Here is a 26,503-nt window from a genome sequence, read left to right as displayed (position 1 = left end):
AAGCAGACCAATGGGCAAAAATCACATCGGGACTTTGATCTTTCTTTGGGTAGCCGTTCTGGCGGTACCGGCAACCAGCGCCGCTGATGACGCCCGCGCAGTGCTTGTCTTGATTCATGGAGTATTCGCCGACAAAGGGGCGTACGGTGATTTCAAGACGAAGATTCATCCCCATTTGCCGGACGTCCATCTGGTCGAGTTTGATTGGGGGAAAGAGCCGTTTTTCCTAGCAAGCGATTCGATAGGCGGACGGGCCAACTCTGTGACCGGGATGAGTGATGAGGGGCTCGTTGCGGTCGCCAAGCTAAAAGATGTGGTCGCTCAATGTCGCGAGTTGGTCGGCGATGACGTGCCGATCAATGTCCTCGCACACAGCCAAGGGACGGTGCTCTCGCTCTGCGCGCTTCAGGAGGGAATGAGGGTCGACAATTGGATCTTGATGGGATCTCCTCTCGACAAAGAGATCATCACCAGCGGCGAATCGAATACGTCGCTTGGAGCGGCTGCTGACAATGTCCAAGGGGAGGTCGTTAGCTTATGGTCGCCGTCGGACGATATCGCAATGCTCAAAAGAGGGATTGGCAGCTTCGGATTGCCAAACAGGATTTTTGCAGTCGAGGGTGTTCTGAAAGAACACAAGATCGCCAACATCAACGATCAATACGTCCAAGGGGTCGATCACTTTCTGGACGAAAGTTGGTGGAGCATGGATTGGCTCAGTCCCTCCGACCCTATTCCGGATCGAAAGTGGGAAGGCCCGCTCACTCGAGAGGGAGTGATGGCGATTCTCCAAGGCCGATCCACATCGCTGCCTGTGGACGCCGCCGAGTTGGCGAAGATTCAGGCATTCGCCGCGGAAGGGACGCGCCAGACGGCGGATCCAACCGACTGGGGGCGAATTTACGGCGATCATCCCACCGACGAATTTGAGTATACCTTCACGCTAACGGAAGGCATGGAAAATGGCATTTACTTTGACGACAAAGATGCCGCGAATTTCGAAATCGAGTGCTTGCAAGGGGAGATCTCGTACGTCGTCGAATCGGCGACCGGGAGCGAATGGGATCAAAGCAACTCACGCGTTTCGCTTGCCGCTCCGCAATCGCAGAATGGCTCCTATCGAGTGAACAGCATGATCTTCGACGCTACGATCTATTTGCGTTTCAAGGCGACCTCAAGCGGTATTACCAAGGTCCGCTGCAAGCTGAGCGGTCGCGACGTAACCGGGGCCGAGATCCTTGAGGTCGATAAGGATGGAAAACTCTTCGCACGAAAGCTGACGAGCGATGAAATCTCATACATTCAGCAGCAAGATCGATCGCGACGGCTTCGCGGATGGATTGACGGGGAGGTTACCAACAATTCAAACGAAGCCATTTTAGTCTACGGACCCAATCCCAGCCCTAATCGCGACGTATTCGATAATGCGTTGTTTCTTCTACGCCCCAGCCAAGAGACTGTCGACGATTGGGACTTTGACGGCATCTTTGTTCCTGTTGATCGAAAAGCGGTGGGATCTGCAGCAGTAGGCCCCTTTGCCGCGAAGATTACCGATGATGAATATGGTGTCGTGGAACAGGTGGACGACACGAATTACGAAATTTCGGTCAACCTCGGACTTGCCAAGTTCGACGTGCTTCGGCACACATCGATCCCTCCAGTGCTGGACGAATTGCGCGCTAACTGGCTGGTTCCCGATCTAACGCATCTACAAATTCAGCAACTTGCCGCCGGAGAACGGCTGAACGTTCCGATTCAGTTGTCGTCTGCACCAGCGGCGGATCCAGATCCGTTGAAGATTCTAGGGACCGTCCAGGAAGGCGCAAAAGTGGAGGCGGAAGTCGCTTCCGCTGGCGACTGGGAAATTACCGATCATGCTACCTCGAAAATCACCTCAGCTACGGGCGTGGCTGCCGGCGGAAAGATTGCTCTGACCCCAGACCTTCCAACTGCCGGCGAGTTGACCGAATCAAGAGAATATTCGTTCGCCCGCTACGTCAAAGGCATTCCTAAAGATTACGGCGTCCTAACGATTCGCAGCGACGGTACGACGCTCAGCCATGAGTTAACGTTTGTTCGAGACGGCGTCTTCACGTTCTTGGCGCAAGGACGCACGAGTGAGACTTTGCGACTTCGTCACCCCAAACCGCGCGGCATGAAAGATGAAGACAACAAGACGGGATTGCTGATCGGACGTGGGTACAACCTGAAATGGCGCACCGAGGCGCAGGTGATGGAGGAGCTCAAGGACAAAGGGATTCCGGACGATGTCCGCGAAACGCTGGCGAAAGGCGCTGGACTGACGAATGCCGATGCGGCCCGCCACGAACACCAACATTCAGGACTTGCGATATCGCCGTCGGCTGAGGTGAGAGTTTTCAACCTGATCTACAGTGAAGGATCAACTTGGGAGGAAACGATTGACGGGCAAATCGTTGTAGGAAACGTCGATTCGTTCGTCGAACAGGCGAGGCGCAACTATGAACGCTGGACTGCGAATGACGAAAACTCTGATGTCCGAGCGAGCTGGGATTCGCTGCATCCCCCGATTCGTGACGTGTTGATTGATTTCGTGTTTCAGGGATTTACGAAAACTCCACGACCGATGGTCAAAGGGATGCGAAACGATTTTGATGAGTTGATCAACTATATCGAGTCGAATTCGACGATGATCCGTTACGACGCCGGCCGGCAACGAGCGCCCTATTTACGGCGGCAAAAAGCGGAGTTCGCTCAGATTCCTGCGAATCTTCCTTTCACAATCGCCTCATGGGACGTAAATCCCGAGGACGTTGTCCGAGTTGATTTACAGAAGGGTCTTGTCGTGCGTGCAGGAGACGTCCGCTTGATTGGGACGAAGTCGGCCGTAGGAACTGGCAAGTTCGAACTCTGGTTTCGGCGAAAGTTGGCGGACGGCGGCTGGTCTGAATGGCAAGGAGGGGGAGGCGTTCAAGTCGCTGGCGATAAACTTTCCGCAACGACCGTTTCGCTCCCATCGTCGACATATCAATGCAAAGTTGTCGTTCGGGAGGCGAAGGATCCGCTGTCTGGAAGCACGGAGAAGACCATCACCTTCGCAACGGAAGATGGATATACCGGAGATCTGGTTCCGCTTGACTTGGCCGGACTTGAACGCTTTCAAAAGGAGAGGCCGTACCCGCAGAAGTTAAGTATTACGCGAATCGTCTACGGAGCGGCAGCGGGAGCAAAAGTCTTTGACGTTCCATTGGATGAGGCGTTCGTCCGACTTGAAGGAGGAGGGGCAGGTTCGATCGAAAACAAAGATGACCTGGGGTATCTCCTCCGCAAAGACGCCAATTCGGCGAAATATTATTTTTCCCCAGGAGTCGCCGACATGCTGATTCCGGGGGACGAAGAAGACGCTCCAGGCTTCCAAGGAAAGGCGCAGTTTTTCGTTTCGCAGCAAGTTCTCAACGAAGAGTCCGGCGCACTTGAGTGGAAGCCGCTGCGCCCCAACGGCGAATCGCAAGCGACGTTCTCAATTGACGTTGTGAGCGGCGCGTCGCGGAAAATATCTGACATGGCGAATTGGCAGGTCGGCAGTTTTTCCATCCCTGTTGCGGAAACGCAGCATCGACTTCGATTCGCGCGACACAGCGCAACTCCTGCCGAATGGCTTCAAGTCGACGGCGTTGTTGATGCGGCGGCGGCTGATCCGACGAAGGAAGCGCTGAAGCGATTGCGTGAAGCGATTACCGGCGCCCCCTCCGGCCCTGTGGCCCAACCGTCTGAGAACGATCTCGCGTATCTAAATCCGACGCTATTGCGACGAATTCCCGTCGTGCAATCGATCGCCATTTTACCGGTCGTCAAAACGAATCTCCTCGCGGCGTTTGATAAAGTAATTCTGGAAGTTCCCAAGTTGATGGCGGAGACGAAACTCCATGATCAACTCCGCGAACGGCTCTCGTTCAATCATCTCAACCTCGATAATCTCGAGGGCAAGGAGTTCGTTGAACTACAAACGCAGCTGGAGGATACTCTTGATAAAGCGAGAGCTAATATCAACAATCTCAACACGTACAGCGAGCTTTTAAAGACCGGTAAGGTAGACGTAGAGGGGAACCAAAACGTGCTGGTCGTCGCGGTTCCCTTTCGCGCTTCGACGACATCGCAGCGGGCATTTCGATTTGAAGCGGCCTTTCGAGATCCGTTTGACGTAGAGCCGCTGCAGGATCTCGCGCTTCTCACATCGCAAGGGGAGGCGACCCTCGTTTTCGAGGTTCCAATCTCGCTGGAAATGACGGCCGATGCCGATGCGGAGATTCACGTTCCACTTGATGGATCTGCCGACGTACGATTGGTGGTTCGACGGGCCCATCTGTCATTGGCTGTTTCCGCCTGCAATGCCTCTCTAGCAACCACCTCGGCTAATTCCTCGGCCTATTCCTCTCCGTTTGGCCTGGGACTGCTGGGCGTCGGCCGCCCCTTTTTAGAGCAATTGGAATACCGTGCGACGTTCGACTTTTTGGAGGGGATTGTTAGTCCGATCGATTTTCCAATCGCAGATCTACCGCTTCAGGATCGAACAGCTTTAATCGACGAAGTGACGAGCCGACAACCGAAAATCGTCTCTCCATTTCGTAACGATTTGTCGACAAGTCCCGCTGGTACGGCGCGTGTGGGGAGCGTTCGTGTCGATCTTGGCGTCACCGAAAAAATGGACTTGCAACGGCTGGCGTTTGACAATATTGACGGGCTGAAAAACTACGGCACGGCGCAGTTTGACTTGTACGTCTATCCAGAAGTCAAAGTAGAGAAAGAAGGTTTCACGAAGGATATTTCAAAAACCTACGTCATTGCCACGAGCGATGAAGCCGTGGCGGAGATCTCGCCGGTGACGAATGCCGGCCTCCAGGGATCCTACCTCGTCACCATGTTTGACTACCTGGGACGACGTCTGCAGGCCGCGATTGGGCAAAAAGGGAAGAAGCTGCCGTTCTCAGAGGAAAATGTTATTGCCGGAATCGGTCTGCGGGAAGAAATGACGGTCGACCTTGCGCCGCAACTCCGAATACGCCGGATCTACGGGATCCCCATTGATGAGACGAATCTGGCGCATCAAACGGAAAACTGGCCGTTTTATGAAAAGCGAAATGAAAAGACGTTCAAGTTCAATATTGATCGAGAAGTGGTGACGATCAAGCTTGACGACAAGGACGCTTCGTTTGTGCCGGAAGAGAACGAAGAGAATCCGGAGGGACGATACGTCGCCTATCTCAACAAGCTTTTGGATGAAAAGCTGGGCTCGCGAAAGTTGGGGGGCGTGTTCACTTTTGGCGTCTTGCCGATCGAATCGACCGACTCGAACGCGCGCTACCAGTTTTACTTGGACGTAAATAGAAATGCGTCGCTCCAGAGTTTCCGGTTGGGAAGGATCGAGGGGCTCGGGTTCGAGTTTCTCGAGGCCGAAGCGGATCTTGCCGCTACCGAGGAGATTTACAACGCCTTCGCATTCGAGGTCGTTAATCAAGCGGGCGACGGCTATGTGATCCAGGTTCCAGCTTCTGGAGCAAGCGAACTGGAGTTTCGCGTGGTTGAAATATGCGACGCAATCAAGCAGAGCGTCGCCGACGCCGTCAATCGCGGAATGCCGGCTGTCCACTTCGAGGTCCTCGCGCGCGGTGAGCGTTTGGTCATGCGAACAAAGTTGGACGATAATCCGGACGACACGTCGCTTGTACTGCGTTACGGCGAAACGCTTGGGTTTTCCGCCGGCGCTCCCAATATGAAAGAAATCACCGAGTTCCAACCGTTGACGATTGATTTCTTGCAACGTCAATTCGCGCTTCACGATGACTTGTCCGCGCTCGGTTTGACCCTCGATCCGACCGGTCAAAGGCTGCGGTTTACGCTGAAGGATTTTGGCGTTCGGTCGGCAAGAGCATTCCCGTTCGCTCTCTTTCAAGGAGACGAACTGACGTCAAGCGGATTCTCGCCGCTCCACCTGACTGGCGGCGTAGCGGCCGATTTTGAGTCGCGCGCCAACTTCGACGTATCGCTAATTTTGAATGACGCTCCTCCAAAAATTGTGGCGCCCGATACGGAATTGGCCGCGATCAAGATTCCTGCAACGGGTAACGCCAATCTCGCCATAAACTTTCAACGCCTTCTGGAGGAACTGCAAGAGAGCGTGGAGGGGGAAAAGAACTTTCCGCTGGTCTTCGAGCTGACGGACAATCTAGGAGTCGCTCCGCCGAGTGATCGCCCGGCGCTGCGATTTACGGTATTCCTGGATGGCGTGAAAAAAATTGAAGATATAACGACCCGAATCGTCGAAGCGGCCAACGAGGTCGCCCCCATGAGACTGAAGGTGGAGTTTGACGGCGTCCGATTTCGTCTCACCGATACTGAAAGCAAGCCAACGGGCTGGGATGACGAAAAGAACTACATCAAGCCGTTGAAGGTATCCGCACGGTACGTAGAGAGGCAGTTTGCCTACGAGACGCAAGAGGTGCTCGAAGAACAATGGGCGAACGAGCATGAAGGACAAGTTGCGATGGGCGATGAATGGCTCATCTACCGAGAAGAGAGAAAGAAGACGAGATTCGAGTCGGCGCAGTTGGTCTTTGCGGCGCCGCTTGACTATGTCGCGGAACTGAATGCCAAGATAATGCCGGCTGGGCTTCCGGCGCTGTTTGAACAGGCCAATATTTCGCTTGCTGCCGACGCTCAAATTGAGCGAGGAGTCAAGGACAGATTATGGTCCATCCTATCGGAAGGAACGCGGTTTGAGTTGCGAAAACGCGAGATTGTCGTCCGACCTTGGATGGGCGATTTCGTCGGCTTTGAGATTCCGGTTGAGAACAAGGATCTCTTGAATGCGGGGATGGTTCCAGACGAGTTCAAAGAAGAGCTTGGCGTCGACGCCGGCGTTGTTGAAGTCGTCGAAATGGACAAACGCTGGAAGATCTCCACGGACGAGAATGATAGTCGGGAATACGAACTCAATTGGATCGGCGACATCGCGGTAGAACGGCCGATTACCAACTCCCGGCTCTTCAAACCGCTGGTTTTTACCGGTAATTTGCCGGTGTGGTCAGGAAAGAAGCCGGTATCCGGATTGCCGGATGGGCTTGGCCAAGAGTTGTCGTCAGAGTTTGCAGAGAAGTCCTGCCCCCTGGATGATAACGCCAGTGTAGAGCAAGTTGCCGCGGAGCGATGGTTGATTCATTCGGCGCGGCGACGATTCGTTGTTCGGTGCGTCAAACCGTTTGATTTCAACTCAAGTGAACCAAAGTATGACCTTATTGTGAGGGAGGACGCCTATCCAGAACGACTCCTCTTGCCGGTTCTTTTGGGCATCGGCGCATTCGATGCAGATGGAGACGGAGTGATTCTTGGCACGCCGATCACCGAGGTCGACCCCTTCGCCGGACGACTAGTCTTCGATGCCGCGAGTACCGGAGAGTTGCACTGCCAGGCGGACCTTACCGCAGTCGTAGAGTCAGGAAAGACCGATCTTGGTTTATTGGAGTTAGAGGCGAACGGGGAAGGTTTCGCCCATGTCGATTTCCACATCTTCTTAAACGGAGATAACTCAGATCCTTCTGTTAGCCAAATCGACACCACGTTTGACGCAGGTCTGAATGCGGAATATTCCTTTGACGTGCAATTTCAAGCGGACCAAACGAAAAGCAACTTTGCCGGAGAGCTCTGGCCTGCGCAAATGGGAACGGGGCTCGATCGAGCGATCGCTGAATTCGACGAGGTCGCGACGCTTCAGTTCCAATGGTTGGGCGAAAAGGGGACCGGAAAGGTTGCGTTGGCCGATAGCCTGGCGTTTGACCAGCTTGCGCTCGCTCGTCTGAAGAACCGTGATCTGGTATTGGATCAGCTCAATAAGGGTTTGAAGGAACTGGGCGCCTTTGTGACGACGTTCAGTAACAACAAGAATTTCAAAGTGCTCAGCATTCCTCAGACTAATTTTCGACTGGAAAACTTGATTCAAATCGATGACGAGTTTGAAGAGTTGGTCAAGCGATTCGACTCGCGCCTGGCCCAAGCAAGCGGAAAGCCGGGATCGGGGGGGGAGAAAGTTCAAGTTCTGGCGCAGCTCCATGGGCTTCTCAAAGAGGCGATTGGGGAATCGGGCGATGTCCAGGTTGAGTTTGATCCCGCCACCGAGTCGTTTTTGTTCGTATTTCGGCGCAATGAGTCAGATTTGCAACGTTGCGGCCTGAGTTCGACGTACGACGGTCCATTCGAGCCGCTGAAGAACCTGGCGGTAGTGAACGTGGGAGAAAAAGGCCAGGCGTCCGCCGGATGGTACGCTGACGTGAGTGTCGGGATCGGAATTGACTTGCGGCAAAAGTCGGACGCCTGCGGGATACGAGGGATCTTCTTGAGTTGCCCTCGGACCTACGTCGACGCTGGGGCGAAGGTCGAGATCCCCACGGGCGATATTGAGGTGATTATCGGCCCGTTCCAACACCATATCAGTGGGTTGAAGATCAAAGACTATCCCAACGGAATTTGGGAGGAAGAGTTCGAATACGCGCTTCCGGATAGCGACGATCAGAATCAACCCGACTACGTCCCGGGCCGAGTCTATCAATTCCAGGGGATTGTGCCGCCGCAGATCGATCTTCCGGAGATCAAACTGGAACTTGATTTCTCCGATGTGGAGTTTCCGGACCTCCCGACGATTCCTATGACGGAGTTGCCTGATCTTCCAGAATACGACCTTGCCAAACATCTGGAAAACCTGGGCCTCAATTGGGATCGAATCAATGGCGATCTTGATCTGGAGTTAGAAAAGCTGTTTGACAGATTCGAGATTCCAGTCTTGGGCGACAACAAGTTGGAAATCCTGGGAGTGTTTGACGGGATCTCGAACGCTTTCCAAGGTGAGTGGCTCAATCTGGACGGGATCAATGAAGAGTTGACTGTAGGCGGCGTCGCGAGTTTGCCGCCGGAGGTCAAAGCAGAGATTAAGGAGCGTATCGAAGCGAAGCTGGAGGCATCGCTGAAGGATGCGCTTGTGGGGATTGATCCTAGTCTGCAAGTGAAAAACGTACACGTCGACATTGACGCCCCAAGCGTTCAGTTCGAGATGTTATTTGAAAAGAAGCGGACCACCTCAAGCGAACTTGACCTTGGGCTCAAGGGGATCGGCTTTGAGATGTCGCCGCGTCCGGAAGTAGCCACGGAAGTCACCATGATGTTTGGCGGAACCGGGATTTGCGACGGTCATGCCGATCCAATGAGCGATGACGATTACGCGACGATCGGCTTCGACAAAGAAGGGATCTGGATGTGGAACGCTCACTTCTACTGTGCGGCGAAGGCGGAGATTCTCGCGCCAGGTCAGTTTGACACCGATCTCGGCTTTCTTCGATTCGAGACGACGCTAAAGAGCCTGCCTTTTCCGAACGTAGCAAACGGCAATTGTCTTTCGTTTCCTGTCGATGCGAAAGAACTCAACGGCCTGTCGTTGAAGATCGTAGCGAGTCTGGCTGACGACTCCGAGGCGTCCGGTGAGAAAAAGCGGACACGCATTAGCGAACTGGCTCGCAACATTGCGAAGCCGAAGGAGGTTAACGACGGAAAGCTGGAAGGAGTCGGTCATGGGCTCGTTGCGACCGCAGGGTTCCACGTGGAGTCGTTCAAAAGCCGGCAGGTGCAGATGCTCCCCCGATTCAGGACTTCTTTCGATTTTCAATGGGGACGTTCCCATCCCGCCTCCGACCATGAAAATCCAGAGGAAGATCTCATCCGCTTTGGCCAAGTGGAGATGAATATCGAGGACTTTGGCGAAAGGTTCTTGAAGCCGATTCACGAAAAGGTCGTTAAGTTCACCAAGCCGGTCTTGGAGGTAGTCGAAGAATGCGAAAAGCCGTTGCCGCTTATCTCTGATCTGGGAGGAAGCGTGACGATTTTCGATCTTGCGTTGCTATTGGTCGAAGAGGAAGAAGATGTCGAATCGATCAACGACATACGCGAAGCGGTGAAAAACCTTGGCCAGATGACTCGCCGTATCGAAAAGATCAGCAGCATTACGTCCGACGACGGATGGATCATCGTTGGAGCGTTTGATGTCAATTACGAGGATGCCAGTTCATCGGCGTCGAGAGGGAGCCTGAAGCCCAATTTGTCGGCGATGGATCTGCAGGAAAACCTGGCGAAAGGATTGGCGACACTAGGGGAAATCAAAGCGACCTCCTTAAAAGACCGGGAACCCTTTCCCGAAATTGCCGATCCAGAATTCCGCTACATCAAGGAAAACGCCGGAAGGTTTGCGTTTCCTCTTGTTGAAACGGTAGTTGGCTATCGCGGGAACAACGAAACGTACGTCGTCTCCGAGCCGCAGCAGGTCATATTTGGTTTGATCCTTGGCCAGGACGCAACCTTGTTCGAGTATCGAGTGCCGCGGGTCAGGGCGTCATTCGAATATAGCCAGTTCTTTCCGATCTTTGGCCCCTTGGGAGCGCGAGTAGGCGGACGCGCTTCGTTTGAAGCGACAGTAGCGATCGGCTACGACACCAGCGCCATAAGTCAACATCGCAAAGTATTTCACGGGTTCTATCTGAATGATCGTCTCTATCCCGGCGGCGTCGGCCCGGACGTCGTCGAAGCAGCCGTGCGTATGGGCCTGTTCGCCGCGGCCGAAATCAACGTCGTCGTCGCGCGCGCCGGGGTGGAAGGGGGCGTCTTCGGAGAACTAGGACTTGATCTCAACGACTGTGGATGCAAAGAGGGCTATCATGCCGATGATGGAAAAATCTATTGGGAAGAGATTGAGGAGGCTTTCGACGACAATCCGTTGAAGCTCTTCAACGTCCGAGCGACGGTATACGCGCAGCTGAGGGCATATCTTGAGATTGGCTTTAACGTCTTGGGGGGATTCAAGTGCATCGTTTGCAAAGAGAAAGTCTTCCCCAAGAAGATCTTGTTTGAGAAGACGTTGTTTGGCGAATGCGATTGCGCCGAAAAGTCGAACGAATCAGATCAGACGGCCATAGATGCCGGCGACCCGGGCGACATGGCTACGCTTTCTCCCCCTATTTGGGCTTCGCTTGTTGCGCTATTGCAAGCTCCGGAGGACGAACCGACCGGATTATCCGCGGACAAGACCCTGCTAAAAGTGAAGGTGGAAACTCCCAAGGTTGAATTCCGATTTTCCGAAGGTCGGTTTGTCGACGGGCGTTATGAAGAGCCGCTACTGACGGAACACCGCTATAAGAACGGGGAAGAACCGGAGGTCATCCCGCACTGGGGCTTCAAGTACGAGACCGATCCGGCGAAACCGCAATCGGTGCTCATTATCAAGGGCTCGAATGGGGCCGACCAAATCATTATCGGCCCCAACGTACCGTTTGATTTGCAGATCGACGGAGAAGGGGGCGATGACACGATTCTCAATAACGGCATCGGCAAGAACGTCCGAATTAATGGGGGAGCTGGCGACGACAAGATCACCGGATCAAACCACGCGGATGAACTGCTCCTCGGCGGCGACGGTAAAGATACGATTCTGGGACGAGACGGCAATGACTGGATTTTTGGATTTGGCGCCGACGGCGCAGTGACCGATGACAACGACGATCTGCTCGACGGAGGGAAAGGAATCGATTACATCTTCGGCGGACCAGGCGAGGATACGATTGCCGGCGGGTTGAATGACGACTGGATTTGGGGGGGAGCGGAACATGACGATATCGTCGGCGACGCGGGTAACGACGTCCTAATCGGCGGCGCAGGGAAGGATAAGATTGGCGATCTGAACAAGGAGCTCGGATCCGACATCCTGGTGGCGACGAACCTCATTGGCAAGTTCGACGAAATTGATTGGAAAGCGCATCCACTGTCGATCGATCGCACGTCATCCCTACCGGCGGCGGAAACGATCAAGCTGCGAAAAGCGAAAGAAGCGGACCTGCTGGTGGGGCTGAAACAGCAAATAAAATTTGCCGCTGACATTCGCAGTAGCGATTGGTTGGAGACGAAGAGGGATACGGGCGCGCTTGCGCGCACCATTCAAGATCTCATACAGGATGACGCCGACGACGGGGATGCGACCGAAAAGAACGAACTCTCTGGCGGCCCAACGAACGACTTTTTGATTGGGTCGAATGGTGCGGACGTGCTGCACGGGCATGTCGGCAGCGATTGGATTTGGGGGGGAAAGGGGAACGATCTCCTCCATGGCGACGATAGCGGCGACTATCTCTTTGGAAACGATGGCGTCGATACGTTGTCAGGCGACCGTGGCGCGGATGTGCTGGTCGGTGGCGCTAATGGAGACTTCTTGTATGCCGGCTTCGCCCCCAGCAACCTGCCGGCGGCTCCCGACGTCATCCGGCCTGGGGACAACGTCGAATTCTATAAATTGCTGACTACGGACGTCGTAGAAACATATTTTTCTCCTTCTAGCGACGACGAACACCGCCACGAGATCTTCGGCGGAGATGTGCGCTGGAGCGACGGCCCGCTCGATAGTGATGACGGTAACGATTTGATCGTAGGAAGTAATGGTCCCAATCTGGTGATCGCCGGCGGTGGAGATAACACGGTTTGGACCGGAAAAGGGACCGATTGGATCTTTGCCGGGGCAAGGCGCCTCGACAAAACCTCTTTTGAAAAAGAGCAACTTCCGGCGACCGTCAAGCCACGAGAAGTCGTGATCTTGCCGGCACGATTGATTGTCGAGCGACTCCCCGACGTGACAAATCAGATTCACGCCGGGTTCGGCAGCAACGAGGTTCATGGTGGAAACGGTGTCAATCAGATTTGGATGTCTAGCAGCTTCGTGGACGTAGGCGAGACGAATCTCATTTCTACCGGAAAGAGCGACGACCAGATTTGCACAATCCATAACCACAAGCCCTTTATTACAGGCTTGGTGCGACAGGACGGCGTGCAGGAAGATCACACAGTCGCCTACAACGACTGGGCGCAGGCGGATCCGCCGCTAGTCGGGAAATGTCATGCGAAACTTTGCATGATCGACGCTGGTCCCGGTGAAGATCTAGTTGTGAGTGGGGACGGTCATGATTGGATTGAAACCCTGGGCGACCATGGCACATTGCTGGCGGCTGCTGGCGATGCGGTCGTTGACGGCGCTATGTTCAAAATTGAAGACATCACGTTCGTATTTCAGAAAACCGACATGGCGGTCGGCGACAACCCCATTGAAGTGGCGGACGACGACTCGAAGGAGGATATTGCTAACGCCATCGCCTTCGCCATGAGAAGCAAGGGAGTGTCGGCGCTGGCGATGGGCGATCAAGTTCACTTCCTGGGTTCGATCGATATTAGCGCTACGCAGTTTTTGAAAACGACCGAGCCTGGCGCCGACAATACGCGTGACGTCGTTTTCGCCGGCGCAGGGATCAACGCCGTAAATGCAGATGCAGGGGATAACTACATTCAGGCTTTCGATTCGGACGATTCCTACAACATTATCATCGCCACGACTGGTGATGACGTTGTGCGTGCCGGTAAACAGCACGATTTCATCTTGACCGGCGAAGGAAATGACATCGTTTTCGGAGGGGATGGAGACGATATTATTGTCGCCGGTCGCAACCCGAAGGAATTAGGGCCAGGGGGTCTCGATGCGGACATTGTTCACGGAGGAGCTGGTAATGACATCATAATTGGCGGCGCTCAGGACGACATTCTCAGCGGGGATGAAGGAGACGACATCTTGATTGGTGGCCTGCCGAATATGCAACTCGATGGCCTGATCAAGGATAGCAGCGGGAAAGATGTACCGATCGCCGTGTTTTATGAAGTTGCCCGGGAACTGCATCGAAGCGGAAAGCAGGGCCCCTTGCGCGAGCCGTTTGTAACGATGTACAAGACGATTATCGAGAATTTCAAACAGAGTCTTGTTCAAGTCCCAAGTTACGAAAAGGCCGAAAACCTGGCGGCGGGGCTGCAAGAACGAGATCCATATCCGTTTCCCAACGATACGACTCCGGGTTACTTGCGGGGAATTTCTGTCGATGGCGACGACAACGACGGGAACGATGCGTTGCTGGGGGGAGAAGGCCGTGACTGGCTATTCGGGGGCGCGGAAAGCGACATCCTCTTTGGTGGGAATGGAAACGATTATCTCGACGCCGGCGCCGGCAACGACGAAGTATATGGTAATTGGCCGCGACAGGAACAAGCGGACCACGAAAACGTTCGATTCACGAAGGAGAACGGTTTTACATACGATTTCGACGCGCTGTTCAAGACTACGCATCGAAAGAAGAATCAGAACGACGATATTCTCATCGGCGGCCGCGGCCAAGACATCCTCAAAGGGGACTGGGGCATCGACCAGTTGTTTGGGGACGAAGACGACGATTGGCTTTATGGAGACCAAGGGATCGAAATCGTCTTCTCCGCGGGAGAGGCGACCGCGCAGCGAAAAGGGGAGCTTTCGTCACTGCATGGAAGCGACAAAGTCCCCGTTCCCGATTGGTTAGCGACGATATTTCGAAGCGAATTAGGAAAGTGGGTGCCCGCCTCTGGTCCCATCGTGGCTTCGTTCGCAAAAGAAGAACGAGACGGCGAGTTACTTGGCTGGGTTGTCGTCAGCGATGCCCGAAAGTTCCGCATCCGGGAGATCGACGGCAATTTTGAGGTGGTCAAAGAAATCCAGCAAGCGGGGCAACGACTGTGGGGCGGAGCGGGGATCGATATGCTGCATGGCTATTCTTCCGTGGACGATTTCGAGTTCGACCGTGAAGTTCGTCTGTTGGCCGGACAAGAGAGTCCGCGACGAGTTCATGACGGGCTCGACTACCCGATTGGAGACGACCTGCGAGGAGACAGCGGTGGGGACTACCTCTATGGGAGCTTGCGACGAGATATCCTGATTGGCGACTCGCTTGATCAGCCTAGCGCTGGAAATGACTATCTCCATGGAGACTATTTGAAAGACGACTACCGCTTGAACTATGACGCCGGTTGGAGCGGCGGCGGCGATTTTCTATACGGTAACCGTGGAAGCGATCAGTTATTTGGCGGCGGTGGTAAAGATGTCCTCTGGGGTGGGGAAGATGGTGATTGGCTCGAGGGGATGGCGGCGAAGGACCAACTGTACGGAGGGAGCGGTCCTGATATTATCGTCGCGGACGTTGACTCTCGCTATTTCTACGACGACACGGAATCTTCCGACGAGGACCAACTCCACCAAGAGACGGAAACGGTTGACGGTCATTTTGGCAACGTGGTTGAAGGGGACTCTGTTGACGACGCCGTCGACATTCTCCTCGTTCAAGGAGACGCGACGTTCGAAAATCGCACCGCCTCGACCAATCACGAACATGACAACATTGTTATTCGCGATTTTGGCAAAGAATTCCTGCGAATCGAGTACAAGAGCTTCAAGGAAAGCGAGAACAAATGGATTGAGGATCTGGCGAGCTGCGACGCTCCCGACAAGGCGACGGTTGAAAAAAAACGACGTGAAGGCAAACCGGAACCGGAAAAGCCTCGAACTTTTGATATCCGCTGGCGCCCGGAGGTCGACGCTTTTCCGGCCTATATCGAACAAATTCAAGTCGCCGGTTTGATGGGAGACGATCGTATTCTGTTGGACGTTTCCGAGAAGACGACGCAGAAAGCTACCGATCTGTTCCAGGATGATCCGACCGGGCCGGGGCCATTGCAAATCTGGTTCTCCGTCCTCTCCGGAGGGCCCGGCAACGACATGGTCGTCGGCAGTTCCGCCCGCGATCAAATTTACGGCGGCCCAGGAAGCGACATGCTCTACGGTCTGGGAGGAGATGATCGGCTGTGGGGAGACTTCCTGGATGGCGAACTCGAAGATGAAGACTATCTATTCGCTGGCGAAGGTAACGACGACCTGATCGGCGGCGTGGGTTCAAACCGACTTTACGCGTGGTCATTCCATCCCTATTGCGAGCCGGAGCATCCGTTCCCGTACATCGATCGCTCACAACCAGAGCCAGCGACGTCTGAGCCGAGCGTACCGCATCAGACGTGGCGACGGAAAGTCGGAGAATTTCTTGACGCCCAATATCGGATCAAATGGCAGGAGATTCGGGGCTTTGACGTTTCGGAAGGGGGAAAGGAGAACTACTTTGGCGTCTTCAAAGACCACCGTAACCACTTTTCCGCCGTCCGCGTCGCCAATTCCGACTACGAAGATACGGGCCTCAATCGGATGCTCGGCAGCGATAGCGAGGTGACTCATGACTATCTTTACGGCGGCAAAAACGTCGATTTTCTCTATGGACGGGCCGGCGATGGCGATTTGATCTTTAAGAAAGACGGAACGGTCTTTCAGCCCGGCGAAGACGTATCGCATGAAGATCGCTGGAAAGCGTATGCGAAGGCGAACCGCGGCGCGCTTTATGTGGCGACGTCGGAATCGGCTGACAAAGTCGAGATTGGTTACGTTACTAATCCAAGCGCAAAAAACTATGGGCAGCACTGGATTAATCTCGCGACTGCAGGGTCGGTTGACGTTCGCTTTGGCATCGAAGCGTTTGATCTAAAGAACGCCAACGGGGAGACCCTCTTCAAGAGCGGGGGCGAATTCATCGACGCGTCAGCGTTGTTGTTTAGTCGTAACGCCGATATGCCTGGCTACGCCGCAGCGCAGGCAGGAACCGCCAGAAATGCACAGGGCGCTCTCAACGACATTTCGGAGAAATTTCAAATTGGGGGGCAGGTTCGACAATCGCGCGGCCCGCAACGAGTTTCTCTAAGCCTTGAACCTCGCGATCTTAATCCGGACGACGATTTGCTACGCGACGAGGACCTCGCAGAGACGTTCTTGGCGATCATTATCGATACGCTGGGAGGGGACGATGACGTCCATGTCGGCGAAACCGTTCAAAAGACGGTGTGGATTGATGCTGGTGATGGAGAGGACGTCGTTCGAATTGACCCGCAACGCGCCTACTTGCCGGATCAATTTGAACGCAGGTTACCGAAGAATCCCAATAAGCCGGACCCACGACGTGAATTGACAAACCGATTTACGTCGGACGAGCTGGATGGGCGTTTGGTCATCCACAAACCTTTTGCAGATAAGGGGCGAAAGAAGCGAGTGGTCACCAACGACGAACCGCGGTTTGCGTATCCGTTGGAAACGTTGTCGCGCACCACTCGATTCAAAAACCTGACGATCGATAGCGGCCATGCAAGCAGTGACGATATCGACTGGTACCAGTTTTCCATTTTGGAGGATATGGAGTTCAACTATGGAGATGCGATCGAAGTAGAAAAGACGGATACGCTTCACGATTCTCAAGTGGAGTTAGGCATTTACCGTGAATCGGTTCTCCGCGAAGAGAAACCGGAGAACTGGGATAACCATCGCTGGCCGATTCTTCAGCCGAACGGACAAGGCGCAGTCCCCAATTTCGTTCTGCAAAGTACATTAAATGGTTGTTGCGATGCGCTAGTTCAGGAATCGCCGTACTACCGAACCTTAACGTTACTCAAAGAAGATTCCGAAGCGTCGTGGCGAACGCTGATAGCGACTTGGAACCGCTTGCCGGAAGTCATCCAGCATCCTGCCTACAAGATCGAAACCATCATCCAAATCAAAAGGCCATTTGAGAATTACTGGGGAATACTCCGTGGTCCCGATCCCAAAGATCCGAAGAATTGGATCTGCATTCAGCGTACCGAACAAGCGATGTATGTTCGCCAAAACGCGTATTCTGGGAGACATGCCCTTTGCATTCGGAAGAGAGGCTTTAGCTTTGACCCTTTGCGAGAAGCGGAGACAGGGCCTGTAACCGAAAGTTTTCGCCACATGTGGCGGCATGTGCAACCTTTGGCGGTCGGATGTTCAGGCTTGACGCTCTCCGACGCGTCGACGATTGAAAAACATCCGGGGAATCGTTGGGTGTTGCGTATTCCGAGCAAGAATCTTCTGCTCCGTCTTAGCGTCGAAGGGTTGCGAATCGAATGCCTGGCGAAGCACTTTCTCATGGTGCGTCGGAAAGACGACGCAAATTCGGTCGGCATGCCCGTCGCCTATGACATGACGTTTCGCTTTCGCAACCATTTGGATTCGACGGAAGCCGAAGCCAAAGGAGAAGTATTCAGTCTAGGGGCTTTGGAACGCGTCACGAAAATTGGCGGGCTCACGTTACATCAGGAACCCGCAGAATTGGACGCGGACCTATTCTCCTTTCAGATAGCGCCAAAAATTGGGAACGGCGCCGGCATCAAGGTGAGCGATTATGGACTTCCGGCTGGACAGCGAATTTCGCTTGAACTACTGGATGAAGAAGGAGTGCTCTTGCAACCAGTCGTCACGCCAAGCGATCCAACTCGTCTGGCGCTCGATCAGTATGATGAGGTGAAAGATGCTAAGGAACGTAAGTTGTTCCGTCTCAAGGTTTCGTCATCCCAGGAAGGGGACGGCAAAGCGCCGGAAAGGACGCTCGCTCCGGTACGATACGACCTGATTCCCGATATCCATTATGATACGCCGGATAACGAAGACAATTTTACGCCTGAATCGGCGCGAAACGCAGATTCTTATCTCACGACCGACAAGTTCAAAGGGGACGTAAAAAAGTGCGAGCATACCTGGACGCAAGTCTCTTCGGAGGCGATTACGAAGGCGCTTGACGCTCGCACGCTGCCCAGCGAACTGCTCCCTCACTTTTTGGCGAGCGATCGAATCCGCGCGGAAAAGGGGAAGGTCGACGTTTTGGAAGAATCGACCCGTTGGCGCGTTTCCAACGAACGCGCTACCTACGAGGTGCACATCGAGGGAGGGCAACTTCATGGCGCGAAGGTTGGATGGGAAAGCGGATACTTTCGTATCAATATTCCCGAAAAGCTCGAGCAGAAGCTCCACTTTGCTATCGCGGCTCCCGAGATGCTCGGAGGAGTCTATCCAATGCTTCGGCTCGAATTTTGGCAACCCACGCCAAAGTCGCGGCCAGACGACGTCACGCTCGAGAAGCTGCTGACGTATAAGGACGTGCGAATCGATCGAGGCGTTACCGCGATGGATCTTTCGGATATCCAGCTTCTGGAACTGGTGGCCAACGCGCCGCCGAGGGAAGGGGAATATCTTTCGGAAGATGTCGTCTTTCAGGTGATTATCGATGGTTTGGCGCACGAAGTGAAGCTTCTCAAAGACGACGTTTCCGTGCCAGCCGCTTCTCAGACGGCTGAAGCTCGCAAAACTCGCTTGCTCGAGCGACTCAAGAAGGCGTTAAACGAAGCGAAGTCGAGTTCCGGCGGACAGACGCTCGAATTGTACGAGATAGAAGTGAGCATGACGGACGGCGGACGAATCGTATTTCGCATCCCGGTTAATCGGGTTGCTGCAGAGACGATAGCGGTAAAAGATGCCGAAGAATTGGGCTTTTTGGAATACCGTAATGCGGACTCGATCGACGGTGGAGACTCCGTTTCGTATCAGGAGGCGAGGAGAACGAACGCCGAGATCAAAGGGGTTTACTACTTGCGTGCGAGGGTCGTCAATTCAGCCGAAATGTGGCGTGAGTTTGAGCCCGATGATACGAGCCGAGAGCTGACGATTTGGCAACAGACGCTTGAGGGAGCGACGGCGAACTCAATCAAATACGAAATTCTGCCGCTCAATGCGAATCGCGATTCCTACGCGATCAATCTTGACAACGCGGCGGAAAATGATCGATCAGGCCGAAGTTACATGCGGCGGAAGGACGTGATCATCGGCGGCTCTGGCAACGATCGACTGATTGGCGGTTCGGCCGAGGATTGGATCTTTGGCGGCGACGGAAATGACGTTCTCTGTGGAGGCGCCGACGGCCAATCCTCCGATCTCTTGTTCGGTGGGAAGGGGGATGACCTTTTTCAAATCATTCCCGACGACCTGCCGATTCACAAGTTCTATAAGATCCCGTTCGATCCCGCGACGGCGGATATGATCTTTGGGGATGAAGGACGCGATCGAATTTATTTTCTGGGGGGAGATGACGAGCGTCCCGGCGATGCGAGTCCCTCGCCGGACAAGGTGCGCGATTTCGTCGCGTTGGGGTACGATCGCTTCTTGGGGCGTCATCGCTTGATGTCTCTCGAGTGGGATACCAACCGTCACACTTTCGTTGCAAACTCCCTGAATGGAGATTCCAACACGGTGGGGCAGTTCGTTCAGAAATTCGCTTTCTTTCAGGTGAAGGATATCGAAGGAACTCTGATTGACACACGCGGGGGATCAGACATTGTTCATCTAGATCCAGACTATTTTGCTCCCAGCCTTGGAGAGAAAACATGGGGCGTCGCGCAGGGGGACGTACAAGCCGGCGCCCACGCTTTTCGTCGAATTGAGGTGCGGGGCGGAACAGGACAGGACGTCATTTACGGCTCCGACTACGCCGACATCCTATTGGGAGGGGATGAGAGCGACGTCATTCTCGGCAACAAGGGGGACGACCATATCCTTGGTGGGGACGACCATGACCTGATAGCTGGAAACAACTTCATCAGCGAGAAGCCGCAACTGATGCAGGACCTTTCGAAGTTTACGCCTGACGGCGCCGACGTCTCGATGAACGACTACAGCTCACCCAAGGAAGCCGCGCCATTCGACTACGCGTTAGAGCTTGGCTACTCCGACCGTCAATCGTTCCGCGCTGTTGGGGTAAAGTTCGACACGATCCCGAAAGACGGGCGCTTGGAAGCGGCTTCGCTGTTGAACAGTTTCGCCATTGAAGGCCAACATGAAGACCGGCTGGCCGTCGTTACCCCGATCGGCGATACGAACAACGATCGCTACGAGGACTACGTGATTTCTGGGGCGAAGCCTGGATCCGCCTTCCTGTTCTACGGCCCACTCAAACAGGATCATTTGTTCCGCGCCAGTCGTGGTTCGGAAATCGATCGATCAACGTTCGCGGATGATCTTCACGTTCGCGGCAATGAGTGGGACTACGAAATCAGCGTCGATAATTCGAAGGAATGGGTGCAGTTGCAAAAGCGGTATTCCGTCCTGGGGCAAGGGGATGTTGATTTAACCGATTGGGGAACGATCTCCAGTCGACCGTCCAGAGACGGGGCGTTCGTCTCGGTTTTGTTTGATGACTCGTCGAACCAATACAAACTCTTGGTTAGTAAGCCCCTTGTCCAGCATGCAACGGACAAGAACGGGGTAAGAGTTTACAACCGAATGGATTCGCCAACTGACAAAAACTTTGCTTTCGAAGCAGTGATCGAAGGAGACGACCTTGACGTAATCGAGAAAGTAGGCGTTGAACGATCTGGACAAGACCTGTCCGTACATCGTTTAAATTTCGATGGCAAGTCGGCGAATGGAGAGGAACTGTTGGTTCTAGCGAAGCGGCCGGCGTTTAACTCCGATATCGTCGGATGGATTATCAAAAAGGAGGTCGCAACGCTCAAAATCGCGATCAAAGCGGACAAGCTAAAGGGTTCGCCTTTCCGCGTGCGTCCCGGAACTTCGACCGCCACGACGATTGGCAAGTTGCTCAAGGGCTTTGAAGTTGCGTTGGAGGAAATTCCGAGCCAGTTTAAAGCGGTAATTCCGGGAGACGTCAATGGAGACGGGACCGAAGACATTCTCCTAGCGGACTCGAATTTCGTCACGCTCAAATCGGGAATGCCGGCGTCCGAAGAGATTGTCGGCAGAGTCTATCTGATCGCCGGCCGGTCGGGGAATGGCCCTGTACGGCTTGACGCCGCCCCAGATGCAGCCGAATTCAATGAAACGACCGGCGTGACGATCTGGGAAGGACTGCACCTTGGCGGCTCGGTCTTCGCGCTGGGGGATGTGAACGTCGATGGTCTCGCCGACTTCGGGTTCTCTCGATACAAGGAGTCCTGCACCGTCGAGGATCTTGCGGGACGCGGCGCCGCCTTCCTGATCGGGGGAGAAGGCCAATTGTCGCTTGACGCCGACGGCAATCTAGCGGAACGCTACAACTATTCGATTGATAAGGAACGAACGTCAAAGAATAGCCAATGGCCCAATAGCGAACCTCCAGCCAAGCCGACGCATGTATTCTGCGTCTTGCGTGAACTGCATACCGAATCGGGAACGCAACGCGTAGGTGACATCCAAGCGACGAGTGGAGATTTTGACGGTGACGGTGTGCTCGACTTGGCCGTCTCCACGGCCGGCAACGTTCTTTCTACGTCAAGCGGCGAACCATCGACGGCTCAGGCCGGCCATTTGGGAAAATTGCTTCAATTCCGTTCAATAGGTGAAATTGCCAGCAATGCGCCGCCAGCGAATCCGCGAATTGTTGAACTCAAGGAAGCCGACGCGATGCTAGACGTTGGGGCCGCGTCGCTTACGCTCAGCGAGTATCCGGCGTCTGATCTCGACGGAGACAATTTGTCGGATTTGGCCTTCGGCGATCCGGAGGCAAGCAGTGAACTAGATTTGGAAAAGGTCAAGAATCCGGGGCGAGTCTATTTTGCATTCGGCGATTATCGCCAATTTGCGCGTCCAGAACGCGGTATGGAAACGTTGGCGAATCGCGATGTGCCAGGCTTGGGACTATTTGTCGTCCACGCACCAACAAACCGACCATTCGCTCACCAGGTAGAGATGGAATTTGCGGAAATCAACGGGACGACGCCATTGGCGCTCGGCAAGACGAGCCATTGGGATCGTAACGGAAATTCGCTCGCTTCGATCGGCGACGAAACGAAACATGTGGCGCTGCTCCAGTCAGACGATCGAGGAACATTTTTTGAAGTCGGCGCGCTAGTTCGTTCGCCCCAAGGAAAATACGAAAACGCGTTCCTGATACTTAATTACCGGCAGAGCGAGCCATGTCCCAATCCAGACGGCGAGCCGGGGCTTGCGATTGAGGAGTCGCTACACGGCTTGTCTCCCGCCAAAGGAGATTGCTCCAACCGCCCCGACACTGGCCCCGCTATTATCAAGCGCGATCAATTCGTGATGGCGGGCTTTAGCCAGGATCGAAAGCGGTACGAAATCTGGGATCAAAACGGGCTCTTGTGTCCGTCGGTTCCGTTCGCGAACAGCGATATTCCGGCTGGCGATGAGCCGTACGACATCCGAGTTCGGGTCACCGATCGCTACATTGAACTCTATTCGAAGCGATGCGACCCGGATGCCTGCGAACAACCTGCGGACCTGTTGAACCTTGGTCAAGTCTACTATGGCTCGCCTAGAATCCGCTTTGAGCGAATTGACCTTATTCGCCAAATGAGCGTCAATGAGTCGATCGCCAAATTGATGGGCGAGGGCGGCCTCTTGGACAGAATGGCGAACAGCGGTTCAACCAAAATTGATGACACGTTCCGCCAAGAAAACGAGGCGGAATGGGGCGATCTTCTCTGGACTTGGATTTGCAGTCGACGCCCCATAAACGCAGAGCAGCACGATGAGACTTGCTACGTTTGGCGAGTCGACGGCGATTATCGCCTGCGATTCAATGACGAAAAAAAGATGTTCTCATTACGTCAAGGCCTGGGGCAAGGAGAGTGCGACCATTTGTTCGTTTATTGCGATACCGGCCTGAATGCATCGTTAACCGATGGCAAGGTCGGGGTCTTTGCGAACCAATCCGAGACTTGCTTTAAAGACTTCTACGTTCGCGATACGGAACGCTGGTTCAAATTCTCGACGTTGGGAGATGGACAGCCAGGCAATCAGTTGAAGATTCGCCTCGACAACAACTTCTCTACCGAGGCGCGGGAAGCGGAGGAGTTGCCAAACTATGCGACATCAAAACCGCTTCCGGCGATGACGTATTCGACGGTTGCTCCCCACGCGGTATTGGACGGGGAATTCCAGATTCCTCGCAAGGGAGTCTCACTAAAGAAGAGCGGCGTTACCGCGGAAGTCGTTTCTGCCAATCCGGCTGCCGGCGAACACCGATTCGCGGTTGGCGGCCAAGGAGACGAAGAGTCCAGAGCCGTCATGATGTTCGACTTCTCGTGCCTGCAGACGCATGTCGAGGCGATCGAAAAGGAACTGGAATCGGTGACGCTGTCGTTTACCTATCGCTCTTCCAATCTCGGAGAGTTGAAGCTGATGTGCTTAGACGAGGAGCCCAAGTTTCATGAGTATTCAAGCCCGCCGAACAAAAACCCCGCCGATCTCAGTCTGGAGCAAAAGAAGGAATGGATTGCTCTGTGGGAAGCGGACGCTACGATGTTTCCCGAGATAAAACCGAAGAAACAGGATGTGGCGACCGATCCCAATGTGTTGACCGCCGACAATACCGATATCGAGTTTGATCTTCGTCCGCTCTTAGTCGACGCGCTGCGATCAGGGCGAAGTCGCCTAACGCTACGCATCGTGGGGGAAGGATTCGCTCATCCGATCACAATGCCCGATTTCAACAATGGAGAGGAAACCTACGTCCGACTGGTCTGCAAGACGAAGACGCGACGCGGGTTGCGATTCGATTTCTTCGACAGGGATACGAAGCGAATCGATCGAGGGCTGACGATCGCCGACATGCGGAAACTGCCTGCCGAACAGTTTTACGTACGCGTTTATGATCCCTTTGAAGTTTCGGAATCGCCGCGGTGGCGGTCGCCGTTACCATTCGAAATTGAGATTGCCGCACCCAAGGTAGGGGAATCGCACTCCTATTCCGATTGGGACTTCCTTTACGGCGAGTCTGGACACGATCTGCTGGTGGGAAATGGATTTATCGATCATCTCTATGGTGGTGAAGGAATCGATGAATTCAGAGCGCAAGAGATGGAGGTGCGGGACAGAGGTCATCACGCTTCGATTCCAGATTATTTGGAATCCGTTGCACCGATCGCCCTCGAAAAAGTGAAGGATGTCAATGCGTGGGATATAGCGACTCGAGAGAACTTACCGCGACCGAAGGACAAGATCGTTGTGTGGAGTTCTCCTAAACTGAAGCGAATGGCGGCGTACGCACTTGGCGAAACCTATCGTGCCGCGAATGGGGACCTAAGAATTCGTCGGCCGATACTTACGAGCGACATGACGAAACTACACGCCCTGAATCTCGCTAATTTAACGACTCTTGACGACATCAAAAGTTTGGAATTTGCCCGCAACATCGAATACTTAACCTTAGCCGGTACGAGCGTACGCGACCTGGCTCCTTTGTACGAAGGGATTCATTTATTGGGAGGTGAGAGTAATGCGGTCTTCGGTCAATTGGGAACGCGTCAGCTCCGTTATCTCGACGTTGACGATACGCCGATCGACAACAAGGGGATCAATCTCGCGGTTGGCGCCGAGGTTCATGCGTTTCGTATCATAGGCGATCAGGCCAATCTGATGTATCTAAGCGCGGATCGATTGACGAGCGGCGACGAATTCCGCTTCTGGCAACTGGAGAACTCGACGTCCGTTGGAACGTCGGAAGGTCTAAAGTCGCTACGATACCTGTCTGCCGTCAACATCGGAATTGATTCGATCAGCGGTCTTGCGTTGACTCCGCCGACTGTCGCTCCCCTAGAGTTCGTAAACCTCACCGGCAATCCCATCTCGGACGCCGATAAGTTCAAAAACTGTCCAAATCTACGTTGGTTAGAAATCAGTACCGATCAACTTTCGAGTTTGTATGGCTTGGCCGCGATTACGGTCGTCGATGACGCTAGTTTGGGATTCCATGCGGAGAATGGAGTCGAGAAAACAGAAGCGATAGGGCAATACGGAGGTAGTTACGTCGAGATTGCCCCTGCAAGTTCTGCCGGAACGCCAGCCGGGGAGTCCGTAAACGCGACATTCGCGAATCGGGCGAAACTTGCATCGATCGGTTCCTCTTCGTCCGAAGGAGGAAAGCCAAAGAACGCAATCGACGCTCTGCGTGGAACTGCCAAGGACCCGTCGTTACCAACATCAATCCTCGCTCCACCGACGCAGAATAAACAGACCTTTACGGAATGTAGTTCCCCACCTGAGAAATCGGCGGCAAGTTTTACGTTTAACAATATCACTCCTGCGCACTACGAGGTGTATGTAACGTGGCCTGCGTCCTCAACGCGAACGAAGAAGTCGACGTATTATCTCTCTCTCGATTCAAAACCGGTTTTCCATTGGGAGGCGGAAACGGCGTCTGGAATGATCATAAGTGGAGAAATTGCCGAAGATTCATGCCAAACAGTAAAGGAATGGATTTCTGAGCAGGGCTGGAAGCCGGTTTCGGTCGTCTTGTATCAAAAGACGCTGGATCAAACGGTCGCAACGCCGTTTGGCGAAAACGAGACGGTCGTGACCCAAAAGGAAGGTTTTGAATTTGACGAAATCCCCGCTCGCAATTTTGGTTGGATGCGCATCTTGAGTATCGACGTCAGCGACAACAACCGGCCGCGGTCATTGTCGGTTCACGTGGTCGGCGAAGATGACGGCGAACTCGTAGTCGATGCGATCTGTATTAAGGCGAACGTGCCGGACCTGCATCGCTTCGGCGATAACCTGTTCAAGGCCAAAGTCGCAAGCACGTCGGAAAAGGATTAGCGGCGCTCTTTGAACCGCTTTCGAAGCGCCGTTCTGTTCCCATCAGCCTTCACTCAAAAGCGGCAAGTTGACAGCGGAGCGATCTCACGATCGGCCAATTCGTCGCCA

1 protein-coding gene is annotated in these 26,503 nt (G+C 54.1%); it reads left to right on the top strand.

From position 1 onward, the window contains the following. The first annotated feature begins 10 nt into the window (after positions 1–10). Complete coding sequence (locus M4951_RS16260; protein ID WP_262022703.1) at positions 11–26,395, top strand: hypothetical protein; 26,385 nt, start codon at positions 11–13, stop codon at positions 26,393–26,395. Positions 26,396–26,503: the final 108 nt, after the last annotated feature.

Source organism: Blastopirellula sp. J2-11, assembly GCF_024584705.1.
In the GTDB taxonomy this organism is placed as follows: domain Bacteria; phylum Planctomycetota; class Planctomycetia; order Pirellulales; family Pirellulaceae; genus Blastopirellula.
This window is presented reverse-complemented; position numbering and strand designations above follow the sequence as displayed.